This window comes from Symbiobacterium turbinis (assembly GCF_055383075.1).
Window position 1 is genome coordinate 1,759,735 of record NZ_AP042433.1, and the last position, 20,859, is coordinate 1,780,593.

Sequence of the window (20,859 nt, forward strand, 5' to 3'; positions counted from 1 at the left end):
GCGGCCCGCCCTTGCGTATTCCGGACGGATTCGACCACTCATTCCGGTCGAATCCGTCCACTTATTACGGATGAAATCGACCACCGTTTGCGGGGATAGTCGACCGCCCATTCCGGCCCAAATCGACCGGCTCGAATCCTAGAGCGAAGCGGCATGGTCGACCATTACAGGGTTTTGCCGGCTCCTCCCGAATTGTGGATAACATCTCCACACGAGAGGACGTGGGCAAGCCTTGGCAAATCGGAGGTTGTCGATGCGCAAGATCAGAGAGATCCTTCGCTTGAAGTGGGAGGTCGGGCTCTCCGCCCGGCAGATTGCCCGGAGCCTCTCGATCTCGCACAGCACCGTGCTGGACATGCTTCGGCGGTTTGAATGCTCCGGCCTTTCCTGGCCGCTGCCGAACATCGACGACGCAGAACTTGAGGCCAAGCTTTACCCAGGAAACCCCCAAGGGCTAGTAGAGCGGCCCTTGCCAGACATGGCCTACATCCACCGGGAACTGGCCCGAAAAGGGGTTACCCTGCAGCTCCTGTGGTGGGAATATAAGCAGAATCATCCAGATGGGCTGCAGTACAGCCAGTTCTGCCAGCGATACCGGCAGTGGCGTTCCAAGCTCGATGTCGTTCTCCGGCAACCGCATCGGGCAGGTGAGCAGATGCAGGTGGATTTCGCCGGCGATACCGTGCCCATTCATGACCGCGAGACGGGAGAGGTTTGGCAGGCTCCGATCTTTGTTGCCGTTCTGCCGGCCAGCAATTACACCTTTGCCAAGGCCTATCCGGCTCAGGACCTGCGTTCCTGGATCAAAGCCCACTGCGACGCCCTGGAGTTCTTCGGTGGCGTTCCAGAGATCATCGTGCCGGACAATCCGAAGGCCGGCGTCACCCGCGCTTGCCGCTACGAACCGGATCTCAACCCGGCTTATCAGGAAATGGCGGCCCATTACGGCGCTGCGGTCATTCCGGCAAGACCCCGCAGCCCCAGGGATAAGGCGAAAGTCGAAAACGCGGTCCTGGTGGTGGAGCGCTGGATTCTTGCCGCCCTGCGGAACCACACCTTTTTCAGTCTTCACGACGCGAACCGGGCAATTCGAGAGGCCGTGGCCAGACTCAACGACCGACCGTTCCAAAAACTCGAAGGAACGCGCCGGAGCCTGTACGAAACGCTGGACAAGCCGGCGTTGCGCCCTTTACCGCCGCAGCGTTATGAGTTTGCTGAGTGGCGGAAAGCCAAGGTCAATCTCGACTACCATGTCGAGGTCGACCGCAACTACTACAGTGTCCCGTACCCGTTGGTTGGGGAGACGGTGGATATCCGCCTCACGGACGGCCTGGTGGAAATCTTGCACCGGGGAAAACGAGTAGCCTGCCATCCACGGGCGACCGGCCGTGGACGGTCCGTCACCCAGATTCAGCACATGCCAGCCTCCCACCGCCGGCATCGGGAATGGACCCCGTCCAAGTTGCGGCGTTGGGCGGAATCGGTCGGACCCCACACGGCGCAGTTGGTGGTGACGATCCTGGAGGAGAAGCCGCATCCGGAGCAGGGCTTCCGGTCGTGCCTTGGCATCATCCACCTGGCCAGGAAGTATGGCTCCGACCGTCTCGAAGCGGCCGCCGCTCGGGCATGTGCGGCCCGGACGTTCAGCTACAGCAGTGTGAAGTCCATCCTGGCCCATAACCTCGATCAAGCGCCGCTGCCTGGCCCGCCGGACAACCAGGCCACTCCGGTGCATCCCAATCTGCGGGGCCCCGACTATTACGCAGGGGGAGGGCCGTAACGAATGCCCTTGCAGACGACGATTGAAAGGCTTCGGGAAATGCGGCTTCGCGGCATGGCTGACGCCCTGGTGCGCCAACAGCGGCAACCTGAACTCCAGTCCCTGTCGTTCGAGGAACGTCTGGAACTCCTCGTGGATCAGGAATGGCTCGACCGGCAAAACCGGCGCCTGGCTCGGCTTCTCAAAGAGGCGAAATTCCGCGTGGCCGCATGCATGGAAGATGTTGACTACCAGCATCCGCGCGGCCTGGACCGAACCGTCATGCGGAGCCTCGCCGCATGCCAGTGGGTCGAGTACGGCCAGCACATCCTGATTGTTGGACCCACCGGTGTGGGGAAAACGTTTCTCGCGTGCGCTCTGGGCAACGCCGCCTGCCGGCACGGCTACACCGTTCGCTACTACCGGGTGCCGCGACTCCTTGCCGAGCTGGCTACCGCGTGGGTTGACGGCTCCCTTCGCCGCATCCTCAACACCCTGTCCCGGACGGATGTGTTAATTCTGGACGACTGGGGTCTCGCTCCCATCTCTGTGGCGGAATCCCGAGACCTTCTCGAAGTCATCGATGATCGTACACAGGCACGGTCGACAGTGATTGCCTCGCAGTTGCCGATCGAAACGTGGCACAGTGTGATCGGCGACGCTACCGTAGCCGATGCGATCCTGGACCGCCTGGTACATGGTGCGCACAAACTGAACCTGAAGGGGGAATCCATGCGGAAGATAGCGAACCTCCAGACATCCGAGTTAACCATGGGCTAGCGCTGCCCAGCCATCGCCACTTCGCTCCATCCCCTCAGTGCCACCGCGCTGGCCGGATGAAATCGGAAACGGCGGTCGACTTGGATCAGAACCGGTGGTCGGCTTGAACCGGAATCACTGGTCGATTTGACCGGAATACGCATCAGGTCCTGGGCACGACCTGCTCTTGTGCCCAGGACCTGATACGTGTAGACGGTACGCGAGGGGACGATCCGCGACGCCCCCACATTTAACGGTCTACCGGATTGGGGAAATTCGCTGTAGTTCCTCAATCAACTCCTCTGGCTCGATCGTATATCCCTGTGCGCGGACAAGACGGTCATGCTCTTTAAGGAGAAGGTCCCCGTGGAACTGTAATTGCTCGGCTCCGGGCGCTTCCAGAATCATGCGTGACGCTGTTACGTCGTTGACGCGCAGGGCCACACGAACGTTCATCAGGTTCCGAATATTGGTAGGCACGAGGTCAGCGCTGGGTCGCTGGGTGCACAGAACCAAGTGTATTCCTCTGCTCCGCCCCAGTTGCGCAACTCGACGAATGTTCTTGTAGAACTCTTCACGGGCGTTGCGCTGGCGACCAAGCTGATCAACGAGATCTGCGAACTCATCAACCACCACCACAAGCGGGGGGAGCGGGTTGTCAGGATACTTTCGATTGTAGTCTTGGATCTTGGTGCAGTGGTGCTGAGTGAGGAATGGCCCCCTCTCATCAAGAATTTGGGTTACGTGCTTAGTAAGAACTTCAATCGCTTCGTCAGCATCGTAGATAACGCTGCCGCCTTCCAAATGAGGCAAGCCATCAAAGAAGCTAAAGTCTTCCGGTTTCGAGCTGGAGAGGAACAACCTAAGCTGCTTCGGCTCTGGGTGCGTCCTCAATAGACCGAGCAATACCCCCCATAGGAAGCGAGTCTTGCCCGCTCCAGTGGTGCCGCCTACCAGCATATGTGGCATGGCGCCCAAGTCGCGGATGACGTCTTCACCTTCGGGAGTAACCCCGATCGGAATGGGCATTTCTTCGGGAGAATTGATGCTGGGAATTGTTTGCAACGCTCTTGTGAGGGGTACCCGCTCGCGGTCGAGTCTAGGTACATCGAGGGCGATCAAGTCCGTGTGAGGCAGCACGGTTACAATCAGGCCGGTTCGCTGCATTTCCCGTCCGATGTCAGGCAGTACTTCCCGCAGTGGATCGAGCCGTTGCCCTCTCGCTAGTTTGACGTAGAGTCTGATCACGGACGGCCCGACTACTGCCTGATTGGGATCGCAGTCGGCCACCTGAATGCGATAAGACTGGCATGCTCGCCGGAAGGATCTCACCAGGTCTTCGATTTCCAAGTTCCTGTTTGAGGAATTCGCACTGTCGCTAACTTCGACAGCATAAGGGGCGTGGGGATCTCCAGTGAGCGGGGGTGGAGGCGTATTACCATCTTGATTCACAGTGTGTGAACCGTATTCTGAGTCATGCTCAGCGGCAGTGCGAGTTGCCGAGGGCTCCGTTACCCCCGCGCTTTCGCCTCCGTCGGCAGCATGGGCACGATTCACATGAGGCTCCGGGACTGCACTCTCGAGTGACTGGCTAGACAGCAAAGCCTGGACTTCTTGGGCTCCCAGAGTGACCAGCCTAAGGGGAGAGACCGAATCCTGAACCTCTGGCCTCGAGGTGTTCTCCTCAGGCTGAACATGGATGACCAAGCCCGCGAAACGAATGCTTATGGTGCAAGGGCGAGCAAAGACGCTCTGAAGACGGTGGTACCAGTCCCGCTTCCACATGGGATCGTGTACGTCTCTGAAGCATTCTCTGTAGAGTTGGTACTTCAGGACTTCGCGCTTTGCTGGGACAAACAGGGATTGGTGGTCTTCGTTAGCAAAGATTGGTTCCAGCGCGTCTATGGTCGCGCGCAGCTGATCGATAGCCCGTCCAACCAGAGTCAGGCCAAGTTCGGTCCGCTCAATTCGGACCTCTGCTCCATCAGCGTGAGTCTTGACTTCGATGGGTTCAATCACTATCGCACCATCGTGGTCTACGCGCAGTCCGATCAGATCGGCGCGTTGACCACTCTCGGTCCTACTCCCGAGCCATATCCGGGCCAGATTGGAGTCGAGTGAGGCGATTAGCGAGTCGGGGTACCGCGCTCGGTACCAGGCGGCCGCGAGCACAGTGCCCATGAAGGCCTTCTCCTGGCGTTCACGAGTCTGAGACGGAGTGCCTTGGCCCGGAAGTGAGAGCATCCCCCCGGCTGCTATGTGCCCGAAACGTTGGATCAGCTGCGCAACTATGGTTACATTGGGTCGCAAGTTGTAACGGCGCAGAAGTTCCACGAGTTGGCCCACTGTACGACTTGAGGGAGGAGCCCATACGCCGATTTCGCGTTGCCCAACTCGTCGCTCACCGAGTGGCACAGCCGAGTCCGGACTGTACGGCGTTAGGTCCCGGTCAGCTATGACCAACCACGACGCTGCTTTTGATGATAGGAGACCGTTGATGGGTCGAAGGTCTGCTGTCTGGTCGTGCTGTAGGCGAAGTTGTTGCCCTGCAGGCAGCAAGGCAGCTCGTTCGATGACAAAATGGTAGTCCGAGAAGATTCCCTCGTCAGCTTCAGACGAAGGGGAGATTGTACCTTTGTGGAACGTCTCGCTGAACTCGTAGTGGTAGGTTACCACTAAGGGGCTCACCAGCAGTTTGCGGGCCCTGGGGGCTTGGCCTATGTGGTACTGTGCTTGGTCAAAGAATACGGCGACGTGTACCGGCCGTTTCTGAAGCTCTGAAACTGCTTCCTCTACACTCTTGCAGCTATGCGCTCGAGTTACGATTTGGCCTGCGCGTAGTAACTGAGCCAGCTCGTGATCCCGGTCTTCGAAATCCAACTGGCCCAAGTCGGCGTTAGCATTTTGACCTCTTGTGAAGTAGACATCCGCAAGGATCTGGAGGCACTTGCTCTCTTCGAAGAACTGTGCCAGAAGAGTGAGCGTTGCCTTGAGATCCGGTACATCCACGAGTCCTAGTCTGAGCTGAGGTCTGGCGAATGGATTGGCGATCAAGAAACGCTTCAGGATATCCGGCAACAACTCGATTCCGTCTGCCCCAAGGTACCGATTAGTGTGGTTTTCGAATGTCGGAAGTGATTCGATGGTACCGGCTTGGGGTAAGATGACTGGTTGCCCCCCTGTCACCTGGGGGGTAACGACCAGGAAGTGAACGAGATGTGGCAGATTGGGGAGTGCTTGAGCCAGTTGCTTCCGTTCTTCTTCTGTAAGATCCCGATCCTCGCTACTGACTTCGCGCAGAATCTCCCGGTACTTCCAAAGGTGGAAGGGATGGAGTGGAGTTAGAACGGCTTTCCACTCGGACGGAGTACGTACGTAAATTACGTCAAGGCGCAGGAGCTCGGTCATTACGTATCGTAGAGCCTCAGCATCTCTCTCATGGAGGCGTCCTTCATGCTGCCTAAGGCCTCTGAGAAGCATCTCATAGGCGGATAGGTATTCGTCAAGGGCCTTTCGGACCTCTCGGTTTCCACCCAGGACTACGAATGGATAGGACAAGAGGAGGTCAGTGTGTGCTATGAGTTCTTCGCGCGCTCGAGTAAGCTTGTCTATTGCGTCAGAAAAGACCGTGTCCCCCACGTACTGGTCGAAGTTACGCAGAAGCGCGAAGAGGCACTGACCGAGTAGTCCCTGACCGGGATCTGTCGGACTATAGCTCTTCAGGTCAGCGAGCGAAGCGTGGAGGAGGGCGTCTTTCAAGGTGGACCGGGAAGTCCGAAGTACACCACCCCAACGTCCTTCAGAACACGCGCCGGAGAACAACGCAGTAAGATCGGTTGGAGGCAGTTCGAGTGCAATCGTTCTACCGCCGAAACCCGGGCCTATCTCTGCTGTTGTTGGGCCTTCTTCTGGGTTGGCCAACTTGCGCCGGAGTGCCTCGGCTAATTCGCGGAGGCCACTCTCGCTGTCGTCGGTAAACTCAGACACGCACTCCGCAATCGCTTCGGCCAGCTTCTTTCCCCTCAACGGGGCAGATGGCTCGGTACCGCTGGTTCCTGCATCGGTGTCTGATGAGTCATGATCAGGGCGGGACGCCTTTTTCGGCAGGGGCTTTCCTGCCCTAATCAACTCTTCAACCGTCTCCAAGTCCAGTTGCTGGAGGGACTCTTTGCTCCTCCTGCGATAGAAGGCGTTAAGGTGAGCAAAGGCCTCACGTAGACGACTACGCTGGGGTTCCTGGGCGTTGGCCAGGACCATGGCTATGCGCTTTCTGCTCCGTTCGGACAACAGGGCCATTTCGACTAGAAGTTCGCGATTGCGGATAAGACGCTGCTTTGGATCCTTCTTGTGATCAAGTACCTGGTAATCACGTAGGAGCCCCAACCGCCACAGATTAGTAGGGATGGCGTCGACCCGTGATCTATTCGCATGGACAGCATCAACAAACTGTTCGATCAACTCGAGTGGGAAGGTCGCGGAAACCTCGGACAAAGCTCTCCAGAACCGTTTCTGTGGTTCATTCTCGAAGAGTTCCTGTTCAGCGCGCTTGATAAGGTACTTGGCAATATCCCTTTCGCCAAGAGTGTCAAGGTCTCCAAGAGAGTGCAGTTTCGGGGCATCGTCAGCAACGAAGACGACAATTCGGCCGGCAAGATCCGGCGTACTTCTCCAGCTCACAGCGTCCTCGATGTTTGTACTGACAGTGACCGAGTCTGGATATGCGCCACCGGACGGATACCCCACAATAGCGACATGGAGATCCTGGGTTGAGGTGGAAAGTCGACTTGCTATTTGCAGAGGACGAATTCCACTGATACCTTTTGCAACTACCCCGATCTTGGCGTTTTGTAGTGCCTCTGCAAGTGCACCCGCTACTAATTCGTCGCGATCAAGAAACATGGCTTGCCTCCAGTTCTACCTGCAAGACTCCGTCAGCTAGCAGTCGAGCGAACCCGAGACCGTCAAGTCTAGCTGCAAAGCGGTCGCGATTAGCTCGGAGCGAGTCGGCATCTGCTTGATAGACACCCGCTTGTACTAGCTTGTCGATATCCTCGGTCCGACCACCTACTAGGAAGCCGAAGCGATCCCACAGTCGTGCTTGTAGTGTAGGCATGTCTAGTACTTCGCCGGGTTCTACCGTACACGTGATTAGGACTTCCAACAGATCTTGCTGGACGGCGAATCGCTTCGCTGGTCGTAGGTTTTCTGGCGGCCACAGAAGGCCGCTTCGAAGACCGAGTTGCCTCATATACCTTACTGGGTCAGCTTCAGCCTCAATGGCCAAGATATCGTACAACGCTTGCCCCGCCACGCTGTATGGTTGGTCCGAACCCTGTAGATCTCTGATGGCCAGGCTCCAAATCTCGCCGCCGTCTTTAGTTGCTTTCCCTTTCTTATACGTCGGAGGGTCCAGTCTAGCGAGTTCTTGTGGCGAATACAAGGTCTTGAGATATTCGCCAAAGGCCCAAGAATAGAATCGAACTAGAGATTGACAGGCGTAGGTGTATGTCATCGTTGAAGCCCGTGCAACCGGGTCGTTCGCGTCGTTGGAGAAGTCCAACAGCAACGGGAGCACGTGGTCGGCGCCTGCAACGTAATACCCCTCGAGTGATGTGAGGTGGCGCACTAGTACGACGCAGGCAAAGAGCGTGATCAATCTCAAGCGAAGAAGCTTATTGGGGTGAGATCTAAGGTGATGCGATAGGGTAGTCGCTGCTTCAGCCAAACCTGCCCACAAATCGCGGAATTCTCTGGGGACATTCCTGTTCAGGAACGGTAACTGATCCCAGTCCACTTCCTCTTGAACAGGAGCTTCAGCATCTTCCAGTATGGGCAGACAAAGCAACGATATGGGATCACTTGGATCCAAAACGGAATCCAAAGCGCACTCCTTCAGCTCTGCACCGATCTTCCGTAGCCACGCCCCGACAAGTTCACCACCGCTTTGAGCTATGCGATCTCGTGACAAGAATTGGCAATATCCCGCGGTGTAAGACTCCATCCTGTCCTTATGGAGGTAGACTCCTTCATCCGCATTAACGACTTTCCTCAGCAGCGGTCGAAGTTTCTTGATTTCCTCTCTCGTAACTTCGTTCGGAAGAATCCTGTTGTTATCAAGTAACCACTGATAAACCGTTTCCAGGTCGTGCCCTCTGGGAATGGTGCCGTCGTTTTTCTGAAGCACTACAAATGCATTCAGCATTCGCGTTTCTGCGGTCCGACCGACGAGCGTCCGTAAGAGCCCGTTCGCAATGTGAACAGGCTTCACACTCGTTGTGTCTGGCTTCAGGCCAACATATTTATTGTCGACCTCTCCCCGAATATCACTAATAACCAACAAGCGTTGTCACTCCTTAACCTCGATAGATACATATTGCCGAGCTATGGGATCGACTGTCACACGAATCTGCTCCCCACCTACCGGGTCGAATATTAGTACGGGAACGTCGTCTCTTGTATCGATTGGCTCCGAGAGAAGTTCCATGAATTGCCACAACCGCCTGTTGGCATCCCCTTCCAAGTACTGTACCGGTACACCACGATCAGCTTGCGCAAGTAGGTGGAAAATAGGATAGTCCACTCTTAAGCGTGCACTCGGATTGGACCGCAACCGTAGGACGACATGATCCTTCTTTAGCTCAAAGGCTTGTGCCATCGAGGATGCTAGTTTGGGACGCACTAGCTCAAACTCCCGACGTTGACGCGTAAGGTTGGAATAGAAGATCCTTCGTGGAGCCTGGTTGTACCGATGGCTTTGCCACACTCTTAACTCGTCCGGGCCACTCTCTACGCCGAAGAACTTGTTGATCCGCCGGAACAGGAGTCTGATGGCATCACGATCTGGTGCAGCAAGGAAACTCAGAAACTCATTTTCGTCGTTGCCGCTAATATCGAGCAAGGATGCTCCGTGCGCGTGAAAGAAGTAGAACGCACGTTTCCTTGCAGCGAACTTCTCCGAATCATCGGGGCTTATTGGACCGACTTCGTGAGTCCATCCACTATCCCAATCCTCGAGCTTGGTTTCTCCAAACGCCAGTAGTTCGTCCCAGATAGGGTGCGTTACTCGAGCTGGATCGAAAGTTTCTCTTACTACGTCGAACAAGCGACCAGTCCCGGTAAAGGGGAGTTGTGGTAACGCCAGATCCCTATCTCCTGACGTCGCTATTAGATCAGCGCAAGACCTACCGGCAAAGAGCAGGTAGGAAATGAACCCCTCAAGCTCGCGTAGCGTTGCATGATAGCCGCGACTGCTGACGCGATCGAAAATGGCCTGGAGGCGTTCTATGAATCTGGGACTGCGAAGCAATGTGCGATTACGAACAAAATCGCACCCTTCTGCAGGGCATGATTCGCAGCCCCTGATGAAATCAGGAGCAGTCATCTTTTCAATGACAGCCTTGACGATGCTCGGCGAGAGCACATTTCTCCTGTTGAGATCGAAAACCGTGACGCTTCGGTTCTCGAATTCCGGAGTACTATCGCATGATACAGCTTCGATTACTTGTTTGCGAGCTTCTTGGATCGGTTGGAAATCTGAATAGCGATCGGCGAGACTGAACAGTACGGCTTGGTTGATGGCCAGACAGAATGGTCGTCTCTGTTGCCGCGCCCGCTCCCAGCGCTCCTTCAGTTCCTGGTCAGTGAGGGCACTAGCATCCAGCTCGACTATGGGTTGTACAGGTAGGCTACTCATGGTAGGCGCCAAGACGCGCTGAAGGTGTGTCTTTCCGTCTCCAGGATTTCCTGTTAGCAACACGTCCCTACCAGCTGATAGTTCGGTGATAATGCTACGATCCAGGTCAGTTTCGATGTGAATCGACTGAAGAAGGCGTAGCTCGATATGATCTGCAAAGGAGCTGGAACCCCTGTATAAGTTTCGAACATAGTCTCTTATCTGAGCATCGCCATCAACAGTCACGCCGATCATCCTTTCCGCATCTGAGCGAATCGGTTGATACGCTGGCTCATATTGATTGCCGGGCATACCCGCCGCAAACACGAGGCTCTTGCCCGGACGAAAGGCTTTCATTTGGTCCAGGGCAGGTTGATAGGACAAGCGGCTCGCCAGCCAGCGACGGCGCCAATACTCTGCAATCGCCTCGGTCCCTTCAGCTCCAGAAATTTGCTCATCGAAGTAGTATTTCGGGCGACTTGCCTTCCCCAGTAGGTAGTCACGTCCGTTTACTGCCAGCCAAGCGCCGTAAACGAGCCGGCCCATCGAGTGCCTGGTAAACTCGTTTGTTACATACCGTTGACCTGAGTCAAACGCAGCGTCTAGGCCTTGGCGAATAATCCTGAGCTTGGGACTGGGCCCTTCACCAAACACATGATTTACTTCGGTAACACCGTCTGGTGAGGTAATCTCTTCAAGACACTGAAGGGTCAAACGACTAATATGTAGAGTTCCATATCCACTTGTTTCGCCGAGTTTCTCCCATTTGACTTCCGGCGAATTGTCTCCCATCAAACCGGCGGGCAGCTTGAGACGATTGTATTGGCTCGACCCAACGCGATATAGCGATGTCGTGCCAACATACACAAGGTCTGCCGGTCGGATAACTTCTTGTCCCTTGAGCCTTGACGCAATATCACTAGCCCTGGATCCATAACGTTTGCGATAATCCTGTACCACTTGAGGAGATAGAGCGAGCAGTGCGACTAATTTGCCTCCTAGGATGTAGTTGTAGGGCGGAACTGCACCACATACGTTAAGTTCAAGGATGCTGGTTCCTATGTGTCGGCTCTTCTGAGCCTGCAACGCTGTGCGAATTGCTGTTCTAACTTGGTCTTTTTCAACCAACTCCGGCCACTTGCGGCCGAATTCGGGGTGACTCACCACTTCCTGGAGGACTCTGCGGGCAGTGAGTAGCGAAGCCAGTTGTTCCGCCCGCTTCCGACGATACAGCGCTTCCTCTGCAGCGAGACTAATGCTGCCCAGTTCACTCCGTTCTACGCTAGGGTCCGTGTTCCACTCCCGAAGTGCAGCCGCCCGTTCTTGCTTGGCGGTCTCAGCAATTGTGTACAGGCGTTCGATCAGGTGCTCGGTAGGTGCCTGACATTCTTCGGGTGTGCAAAGCCCCTCCATGTTAATGTCCGCGATGCCGTTGTCAATATAGGACAACAGTCGGTCAAAATGCGCTCGTACCCCTTCGGAGGACTGTTCTGAGGTTACTGTAGAAAGAAAGCCTTGCAGACTCCAACCGATGTACGTGTCGCGGCTTTCAATTAGTATCGGAGCGTTCTCCAGGGACGCGATGCCGATAACGGGATGGTTGGGTCTCGCCGCATCCCGCACCAAATACTGCAGCGTCCTTCCGGGGGTATTCTCGGCAGGTGAAGCCCACGTGAACCGAAAGTAGCGCCAGATGTCACCGAGGCGGTGGCCAGAGAACTGGCAGACTTGGTCCTCCTCAACCAACTGGAGATAGGGGCGCACGACCCTACGCAAGGCGTCCGCTTGCTGTTCCTTCGGGAGGTTTGCAATTGCCTCGAGTTCTCTAGCGAGTTCTCGACCATCGGCAATTAGTGCAGTGATGGGGAGCTTCACCTTCCCTCCGGTGGGCGGGTGTTCCATGCGATCGATAAACTCTTTTGCCTCGAGGATCTTGCTCATGCGGGCTTCTGCCATCGCATCCCGGACGGCCTGTTTTCTTTCGGCTAGTCCCTCCTTGTCCATGTGAACCGATGCTTCAGACGGGGGACTGACCTGCAGTTCCCCCTCGTACCAGCGACAGGACCAGCCTGCAACGAGCAGGTCACGTAAAAGCAACCAACAGGCGCGATAGATACGCCGCTGATTTGGATTGACTGTGACCTCGTGCGTTGCCCACTCGTATTCTTCCAAAGCGATCCTCTTGACTTCAGACAGAGGACTCGCAGACTTGCACAGCTCTTGAGCCTTGTTATGAAATCGCTCAAGGAAGAGCCCAGTAAGCCTAGGCCGGTAGGGGTAGAATGAAATCATGGTCGAAGTCCACCTCGATAGAATAATCCTGAAACAGCGGAGAAACAGCTGGCGCTTTCTCCACTGAGAAGCGCTCTGTTCTTATCTGGTCTTTATTCCTCAAGACCGACCTTTACTCCTTGTAGCAAATGAGACGTCCGTTGCATCCCTGAGATCCGAGTCTCCGATGAACCCACCGATTTCCACCAAATTGAACTGATGAAGCCGCTCTCGGTGAGCGGCTTCTCTCACGCCAAACCGCACAAAACGGCCGGCGGCACCTACCGTCGGCCATTCACCATGCACCTACCCCCTCCAGAACCAGACCACCCCTTACCCCTACCGTCCATGCATCACAATCCAAATGAATTCACAACCGGATCAAGTCCCGTCAAGTGGTGTAAATCGGGTTCCAGCATTGTAGTTGCTCTAGTCGGCACTCAGCGGCAAAAGTTCAGAACGGCCGAGGCTCGGGTCATGGGCGTACAGTTTCGCCATGGACGCCTGGCTGAAGTATCTTCGTGGGGCGGTCATCCACTCTTCCTGCTGCTCGATCATGACGGCTCCGGCCAGGCGGATCAGAGCTTCTCTGTTGGGGAAGATGCCCACGATCTCCGTCCGCCGGCCGATCTCTCTGTTGAGCCGTTCCAGGGGGTTCGTGGAGTGCAGTCGCCGCCAGTGCTCAGTCGGGAAGGCCATGTAAGCCAGAATGTCCTCCTCGGCATCTTCCAGCAGTTGGGCCGCCCGGGGGAACTGTTTCCGCAGGTTCTCGACCACAACGGCTAGCTGAGACTTCGCTGCCTGCTGGTCCGGCTGTGCGAAGATGGTCCTCACAGCAGCCGACACCATGGACTGCAGGTTCTTGGGCACATAGCCGAGCAGATTCCGCATGAAGTGAACCCGGCAGCGCTGCCAGCTGGCGCCACTGAACACGGTTCGGATCGCTTCACGCAGACCGACGTGGTTATCACTGATCACCAGAAGCACGCCCTTGAGGCCCCGAGCGACCAGCTGCCGCAAAAACGCGGTCCAGAAGGCCCCATCTTCGCTGGGACCCACGTCTAGCCCCAGAATCTCCCGTTCGCCATCCTCTCGTACACCCATGGCGATCACCAGGGCCATGCTGGAGACCCTGCCGTTCTCCCGAACCTTCTCGTACTTGGCATCCAGCCAAACGTAAGGGTAGCGCCCTTCCAACGGTCGGTTGCGAAAGGCCTCAACCACCTCGTCCAACTCGGCGCAAAGCCGGGAGACCTGGCTCTTGCTCACGCCGGTCATCCCCAGGGCCTGCACCAACTCATCTACCTTCCGGGTGCTGACCCCCTGAATGTAAGCCTCCTGAACCACAGCCACCAAGGCCTTCTCGGCCCGTCGGCGAGGTTCGAGCCAGCTTGGCATGTAGGACCCCTTCCGGAGTTTGGGGATCTGCAGATCGATCGTCCCGACCCGCGTATCCCACTGACGTTCCCGATAGCCGTTGCGGTAGTTGCTGCGCTCAGACGACCGTTCGTACCGCTCAGCGCCAATCTGCTGCGATACTTCCAGTTCCATGAGACCCTGAGCCAGCACCCGAACTCCTTCCCGGAGGAAATCCACGTCGTCCACACCGGACTTGCGCAGAAGCTCCTCCAATGCGATCCTAAAGTTGGTCACCTGCGGGTTCCCCCTTTGCGATGTATTGCTCCTACTTCGCATGGAACCCAAAGGTGGCCACTTATGTCAAGCAGCCCCTCCCACCGGAAGGTCCGGGGAATTTACACCACTACTTTGGACTCTAACCACAACCGCAGGAGGGAATGGTTAGAATGAGTAGAATTAGAACGCACGGCACAATCGGCTAGGAGCCTGTCTGAGTAAGCCAGTTCTGTAGGAGCAAAAGGGTTGGGTGTCCAATGTCTTCATCATGAGCAAGAAGACGTATCGACCGTATCAGCCCAATCAGCTGTTGCTGCTGCCCCCTGCCCTGCAGGACTGGCTTCCGCATGACCATTTCGCTTATTTCCTGAGTGATGTCGTGGACTCACTCGATCTAAGCCAAATCGAACGGACATACGAGCGAGAGCTGCGAGGTTACCCACCGTACCATCCGCGGATGATGGTCAAGGTGCTGCTGTACGCCTACTGCAACGGCGTCTACTCCTCTCGCAAGATCGAACGCCGGCTGCAGGAGGACGTAGCCTTCCGCGTCCTTGCGGCCAACAATCAGCCAGATTTCCGGACGATCAGCGATTTCCGGAAGCGGCATCTAAAGGCCCTCTCCGACCTGTTCCTGCAAGTGGTCAAGATCTGCAAGAAGGCCGGGCTGGTTCGCCTGGGTCATGTGGCCCTGGACGGCACCAAGATCAAGGCCAACGCCTCCAAGCACAAGGCGATGAGCTACAGCCGGATGGTGGAGGAAGAACAACGCCTGAAGGCGGAGATCGCAGAGCTGCTCCAGAAAGCCGAGGAAGCTGACCAGGCCGAGGATGATCGCTTCGGCCCGCATCGTCGTGGGGATGAACTGCCCGAAGAACTCCGCTTCCGTGAGCAGCGGCTGGCCAAGATTCAAGAGGCCAAGGCTGCACTGGAAGGCGAAGCGCGTCTGAGGGCCGGAGTTGACGAACATGAGCCTCCCGAAGGGCCCGAGCCCAAGGGGTCCAAGGGGGGCCGTCGGCGGAAGCAGCGGAAGGCAGAACCTTATAGTGGACCCAGAAAACTAGACACGAAAAAGGCGATTGATAAGCTACAATCCAACCATGAGAAAGAGACACTCACCCGACCTTAAGACACAGATGTTGTTGCCCGGATTATTTGTCAACATGTGCTGAGCATCGTGCGCTTGTGTAGGACAGAGAATATTGAAGATAGAATTATCAGGAGAGGGGCTGTCCTCTCCGTTTTCGTACGACAGGGGACAAATATGAGAGCCTGCCCAGGCCTGTGACTTGGCCGTCCACCTGGGCAGGCTCTCCCCACAGGGCGGAGTGCACCTGTGTATGTGTATCTTACTTCCCCTGGGCCAGAACGTCCAGACCTATCTTCGCAAATATGGCACTTGCGGGCCGGACCTGCCCCTGCACTGCCCAGGTTGCGGTGGTCGAATGCGGCGGCATGGGCGGTACTGGCGCTGGGTCTTTACTGCGCACCAGAAGGCGTACATCCCGATCTACCGCTGGTGGTGTCCAGGGTGCCGTAAGACGTGCGCCATCTTGCCTGACTTTCTGAAACCGTACGCCCGATTCATCACGCTGGTGCGAGAAGCCGTGGTTCGCGGGCGGGTGCGGCGGGGGCTGCCCTGGAGCACCCTGGCCCGGCGACTGAGCAGCCCGACGGTCAGCTGGCTCTCGGAGAAGACGCTCAGACGTTGGCTTGTCAGGGCGAGAGCGCTGGCCGGAGAGTGGAGCCAGTACCTTGCCGAACGGGTTCTGCGCTTCTGGCCGGACACAGACCTCGATGCCCTCACCCCCCGGCGGGAAGGTCCGGACGCCGCGCTCCACTTCCTGCTGGATGTGGGGGACTGGTACCGCCGTCAGATGGGGCGGCGACCGGAGGAACACGGCGGAGTGTTTGCTGCGCTGAACCGGCTGGGTGAAGGCACGGCTTCCCTCTAGCACACCACAGAGTCTGTCCGTCGCCTTCCCGCAGGCTGGCGTGCCACAATGGCGCCAACCTGGCAAGGGAGGGACTCACCATGGACGAACAGCAGCGCGACGAGATTGCCGCTTTTCGGTGGCAGCTCATCGCACCGGTTGTGGCGGAGGATGCGACCCGGCTCGAACGGCGGCGGATTCTGCAGCAAATCGCCCGCCAGCACCACCAGATTCCGCACAGCGACAAGACCCGGGTCAGCGTTCGCACCTTGGAGCGTTGGATCGCCGCCTACCGGCAGGCCGGCTTCGACGGGCTGAAACCCAAGGTGCGGGACGACGCCCGCAAGGGCCGTGTCATCACACCGGAGATTCTGGAGCACGCCATCGCTGCCAGGCGGGAAGTGCCGGAGCGCAGCGTGCAGCAGATCATTGACACCCTGGAGAAAGCCGGCGTAGTTCCGCCGGGGCTGCTCCGGCGATCCACCCTGTCGCAGCATCTGGTGCGGGCGGGCTACAGCCGCAAGGCTATGCTTAGCCGCAAGCGCAGGGCGACCTTCCGGCGCTTTGAAGCGGCCCACCGCAACGACTGCTGGCAGGGCGACGTGTGTCATCTCCTGAACCTGCCGCATCCGGACAGGCCCGGCAAGACCCGTAAGGTCTACCTCATCGCCTTCATCGACGACTACAGCCGCATCGTCTACGGGCAGATGTACTGGGAGGAGAAACTGCCCCGCCTGGAGGACTGCCTGAAACGCACCATCCTGCGCTACGGTCTCCCCCGGCGTATCTATGTGGACAACGGGGCGATCTATTCCGCCCGGCACCTGGCGCGCATCTGCGGCCGGCTGGGCATCCGCCTCACCCATTCCCGGCCATATCGACCGCAGGGGCGAGGGAAGATCGAGCGTTTCTTCCTTACCGTACAGAAGAGCTTTCTGCCGGAGGCACAGCAACTCATCGCCGCCGGCCAGCTTGCGACCCTGGAGCAGCTCAACGAGCTGTTCTGGGCCTGGCTGGAGGTGGCGTACCACAACCGGGTGCACGGCGTGACCAAGCAGACGCCGCGGCAGCGGTTTGAGGGCGACACGGAGCCGCTGCGGCGAATTGACCCCAGTGCACTCCGTGAGGTCTTCCTCTGGGAGGAGGAGCGCGTGGTGGACCAGACGGGCTGCTTTTCGCTCTACCGCAACCAATACGAGGTCGATTCGGCCCTGGCCCGCCGGAAGGTCACGCTTCGCTACGACCCGTACGACCTCAGCCAGATCCAGGTCTGGCACGAGGGGAAGCGCTTTGCCGACGCCGTCCCGCTAAAGCTGCACCGTACCCGGCACCGGTCGGTATCCCCCGCACCCGAACCAGCTGCAGCAGCACCGAAGACCGGCCTGAACTTCCTCACGCTGGCCAAGAAGCAGCATGACACCGAACGGCGGAGGCGGCTGGGTGAGACCGCCTACACCCGGCTGACGCAGCCGAAGGGGGGCCAGAACTGAGTGCTGGCCGAGTTCTTTGGCTTTCGCGTCCTGCCCTTCAGCAAGGAGATCCCGACCGCCGACCTGTTTCCGTGTGCACAGCACCAGGAGCTGCTGGCCAGGCTCCAGTACTGCGTGCGCCACCGGGCGTTCGGCCTCATCACCGGTGAGGTGGGATCCGGCAAGACCACTGCGATCCGTACCCTGTACGACCTGCTGGATCGCAGCCGGAATCCGTTTGTCTACATCGCCGACTCCAAGCTCACGCCCACGGCCTTTTACCGCGACGTGCTCACCCAGCTCGGTGTCGCCGCACCCTACCACTTCCTGAGCCGAGAGGCCCGCCGGCTGTTTGAGCAGACCATCCTGGACGGCTACCGGCTGCACGGGCTGCAGCCCGTCATCGTCTTGGACGAGGCCCATCTGCTGCCGCAGGCCATGCTGCAGGAGGTGCGGTTCCTGCTCAACTTCCACCTGGATTCGGCCTGTCCCATGACCTTTCTGCTGGTGGGCCAGTCCGAACTGCGCGGCATGCTCCGCCTGCGCACCTTCGAAGCCATCGCCCAGCGCGTTCAGGTGCGGTACCATCTGGGGCCGTTGAGCGAGGAAGAAAGCGTCGCGTACATCCGGCACCATCTGCGCCGGACGGGCGTCGACCACGACATCTTCTCGGAACAGGCGCTGCAGAAGATCGCCGCCGAGTCCCGCGGGCTTCCCCGGGTCATTAACACACTCTGCACCAACTGCCTGCTGGACGCCTGCTCCCGTGAACAGCGCTTTGTGGACGAGGCCAATGTCGACCGGGTTCTGTTTGAGCTGCAGGATCTGCAGACCGCCAAGGGCAGCAGCCCGTGGTAATGGAGGGATGACTCGTGCTGGCCTCACTGCGAGCGACCGTGCTGCCTCAGTTTACGGTTGAGGTCTACTTCGATTGTGAGCCGGACTGCCGGACGCACCCACGTTACGTACTCGTGCTCCGGGATGGAACGACTGGTGCCGTCGAGCTGGAGTTCGCCAGCGCCCGAGATCTTCGTGCATTCCTCGCCAGGAGCCGCCAGGCACTCACGGAGTGCCGGAGGACGGCACGGATTCACCGCAGCCCAAGCAAACGGGTCGCATCCGGAACTGTACAAGCTACACTGTTCTAAGCTCAGCAGGGGCGGCCGGCTGGCCGGCCGCCCCCGACCCTGGCGACAAACCAACGCGTCAGTTGACGAACGACACTGTCGCCAGTCAAGTCACTGCCAAATAGCGCGGGCAACAACATGAGTCCACGACATCACTCAGGAAGTAAGCGAAATGGTCATGCGGAAGCCAGTCCTGCAGGGCAGGGGGCAGCAGCAACAGCTGATTGGGCTCATACGGTCGATACGTCTTCTTGCTCATGCTGAAGACATTGGACACCGAACCCTTTTGCTCCTACAGAACTGGCTTACTCAGACAGGCTCCTAGGAGATCGCCAGTGGCATCGAGGACTGCAACCGGACGACGCAGTACGTGGAACCATACAACGGGAGCCTGGCGAAGTGTTCCTCCGCCTCGCGGACGGGGACCGTGCAACTCCCACTGAAGTCCGGGTGGGCCTGAACCATGTCGGCCGCGGTCAAGTCCCTCTACGGCGTGAGAGCGAGTACGCCATCGATACCGGGTTGCGGAAATGAGCGAAAATGGTATACTAACCTGACGATAGAGTTCCTACGAAGATGGGCAGGGTGGTTGATGTCCAGCATGAGGCGAACGATTCTGTTGTTGGTGGTATCTGCTCTCTTGGTGGGCTGCAGCGCTCGGGCCAACCTAACGCAACTTCCGGACGCGGTCACATTTACACCGATTACGGAGGCAACCGACTTCAACATAGATGCGGAACTGGTCCTGCAGCCTCATCCTGAACTGCCCAATAGTTGGCAGGGAAGCATGACCTTCAGGTTCGTATCCTTAGTAGATGAAGATCTCCACAACGTGAGGGTCGCCATTTTCTATCCCGAACAGATGGTCGAAGTGTTGCTCATTCCGGAGGAGACTTTGGTCCTTCCTCCCAGTGGCCGCCGCTTTGATGTGACTCCGGAACGACCCGAGTGGCGGTTCACACATACTGTAGCTGCATTCGACTGGGAGCAGCTAGGCGAAGTGAAGGCTGCCATCTTGAACCCAATCCGGCTACGCATCGTCTGGGACGGCGCCGAGCGGTTCCTTGAGATCCCGCCGTCGGAGATTGCAGTTCGCGAACCAAACGGGTGAGAGACTGATCAGAAAGCCCCCTGAGGGAGTGTAGAGTCGACGAGGTAGGGAGCTAGGCCCCCTACCTCGTCGCTTGTGTGCAAATAGCCTAGACGCCAACGGTGCTCCCACCTACCGTGTCAACGGCAACGTGGATTTGGGTCTTCGCCAAGTTTGGTGCAGGCAACGGTGACAAGGCGTCGTAGGATCAACCGACGATAATCCCTGCGGCGCTGACATGCACGTGCCTAAGAAGCTCGGCCAGGTCTGGTGAGGGTTGGACCAGATCCCATGCAAACCAGCGTCGGTTAGGATCTGCCTTGTACAGCGTCCAGTTGCCCTGCTCTGGGTCGAATCGGAACTGCACCACGGGAATCCGTAGCCATCGTCCGATTGACGGTACCCAGGAGGGGCGGCTTTCGTAGAGCGTGATTGAACTGCCGCGGGTGCGAAACTCCAGCCGGTAGCAAGGTTGCATACCAGGAGGTACGGCAGTCTGACAGAACCAGTAGATCAGTTGCTCCGCGTGGAGCCTGACTCCATCGGGTAGGGGCACTTCGATCCCTCCGCAGCGCACGACGATCGCGCTAGACTCCAAGACTGCCTATAACCCTGGCCCGCAGAAGCGGCAGGCTTGCCCGGCCGTACCCGAGCCGCTTCATGAACTTGATCCTGGTGATTATCCCCTCTACGGGCCCCGTGCTCCACGGCAACTCGATGGCGGCTAGAACCGCAGCCTTGTCGGCCGTCAGGGTCCTGGCAAGTCGCGTGAACGGGGGTAAACCACTGGCCATTGCATCATCCAGCCAACGGTTCAACTCGCCCACTTGGTGCTCACGGAGCATCTGGCGAAAACGCTGCAGGAGGGAGTGCGCCAGGGCAAGATCCGGGTGCAGCGCGAGGATCTGCTCCACCATCTGCCGTTGCACTTCTGTTTGATGCTCCGGCGGGCAGAGAAGTGCCCACCGCACATCTCTCCAGACAAGGGATGGCCTAGAAGAGCCAGGTCCCGCCCCGGCCCCGGGGCCTTTTAGCTGTTCGCCAGGAAACCAGAGCGTGACGAAGGTTGGAGTAGGACCCTGAGTAACCTCGATCACGTATCTCCTCATACAGCTTTCGAACGTTGTGGCACCCCGACAGCCA

The 20,859-nt window shown here is 58.0% G+C and carries 12 protein-coding genes and 1 pseudogene; 7 read left to right on the top strand and 6 right to left on the bottom strand.

Annotation, left to right across the window (positions count from 1 at the left end; genetic code table 11):
* Positions 1-253 precede the first annotated feature (253 nt).
* Together istA and istB are read left to right on the top strand one after the other, a co-directional pair.
* Entirely contained in the window at positions 254-1,780 is a 1,527-nt protein-coding gene (gene istA / locus ACZ45O_RS08375; protein ID WP_011194407.1) for an IS21 family transposase, read from the top strand.
* Positions 1,781-1,783: 3 nt separating this feature from the next.
* Positions 1,784-2,539, top strand: coding sequence for an IS21-like element helper ATPase IstB (istB, locus tag ACZ45O_RS08380; protein ID WP_464857380.1), 756 nt, complete (start codon positions 1,784-1,786; stop codon positions 2,537-2,539).
* 237 nt (positions 2,540-2,776) lie between these two features.
* Here the strand turns inward: istB and ACZ45O_RS08385 are convergent, their stop codons facing one another.
* The 4 genes from ACZ45O_RS08385 to ACZ45O_RS08400 form a co-directional block, all read right to left on the bottom strand.
* Entirely contained in the window at positions 2,777-7,417 is a 4,641-nt protein-coding gene (locus ACZ45O_RS08385) for an FtsK/SpoIIIE domain-containing protein (RefSeq protein WP_464857382.1), read from the bottom strand.
* Positions 7,407-8,858, bottom strand: coding sequence for a hypothetical protein (locus tag ACZ45O_RS08390; protein WP_464857384.1), 1,452 nt, complete (start codon positions 8,856-8,858; stop codon positions 7,407-7,409). The genes ACZ45O_RS08385 and ACZ45O_RS08390 overlap by 11 nt, the downstream gene beginning before the upstream one ends.
* 6 nt (positions 8,859-8,864) lie before the next feature.
* On the bottom strand, positions 8,865-12,362 hold the full coding sequence (locus tag ACZ45O_RS08395) for a Druantia anti-phage system protein DruA (protein ID WP_464857386.1): 3,498 nt from the start codon (positions 12,360-12,362) through the stop codon (positions 8,865-8,867).
* 528 nt (positions 12,363-12,890) lie between these two features.
* On the bottom strand, positions 12,891-14,114 hold the full coding sequence (locus tag ACZ45O_RS08400; protein WP_464857388.1) for an IS256 family transposase: 1,224 nt from the start codon (positions 14,112-14,114) through the stop codon (positions 12,891-12,893).
* A gap of 250 nt (positions 14,115-14,364) precedes the next feature.
* On the opposite strand from ACZ45O_RS08400, the pseudogene ACZ45O_RS08405 reads away from it, so the two are divergent.
* From ACZ45O_RS08405 to ACZ45O_RS08425, 5 genes and pseudogenes are all read left to right on the top strand, one after another.
* Positions 14,365-15,138 (top strand): annotated as a pseudogene (locus ACZ45O_RS08405) (transposase); the annotation flags it as partial.
* 298 nt (positions 15,139-15,436) lie between these two features.
* Complete coding sequence (locus ACZ45O_RS08410; RefSeq protein WP_083765873.1) at positions 15,437-16,051, top strand: DUF6431 domain-containing protein; 615 nt, start codon at positions 15,437-15,439, stop codon at positions 16,049-16,051.
* Positions 16,052-16,131: 80 nt separating this feature from the next.
* Positions 16,132-17,520 carry a transposase gene (locus tag ACZ45O_RS08415; RefSeq protein ID WP_464857390.1) on the top strand — a complete coding sequence of 463 codons (1,389 nt, stop codon included), beginning with the start codon at positions 16,132-16,134 and terminating at the stop codon, positions 17,518-17,520.
* On the top strand, positions 17,521-18,357 hold the full coding sequence (locus tag ACZ45O_RS08420; protein ID WP_464855543.1) for an ExeA family protein: 837 nt from the start codon (positions 17,521-17,523) through the stop codon (positions 18,355-18,357). It abuts the gene before it with no gap.
* 870 nt (positions 18,358-19,227) lie between these two features.
* Entirely contained in the window at positions 19,228-19,737 is a 510-nt protein-coding gene (locus ACZ45O_RS08425) for a hypothetical protein (RefSeq protein WP_209468312.1), read from the top strand.
* Positions 19,738-19,924: 187 nt separating this feature from the next.
* On the opposite strand, the gene ACZ45O_RS08430 is transcribed toward ACZ45O_RS08425, so the two are convergent.
* Both ACZ45O_RS08430 and ACZ45O_RS08435 read right to left on the bottom strand, forming a co-directional pair.
* The gene (locus ACZ45O_RS08430) at positions 19,925-20,293 is read right to left on the bottom strand and encodes a DUF3024 domain-containing protein (RefSeq protein WP_464857700.1); all 369 of its coding nucleotides are present in this window, start codon (positions 20,291-20,293) and stop codon (positions 19,925-19,927) included.
* 10 nt (positions 20,294-20,303) lie between these two features.
* Complete coding sequence (locus ACZ45O_RS08435; protein WP_464857391.1) at positions 20,304-20,825, bottom strand: ISL3 family transposase; 522 nt, start codon at positions 20,823-20,825, stop codon at positions 20,304-20,306.
* Positions 20,826-20,859: the final 34 nt, after the last annotated feature.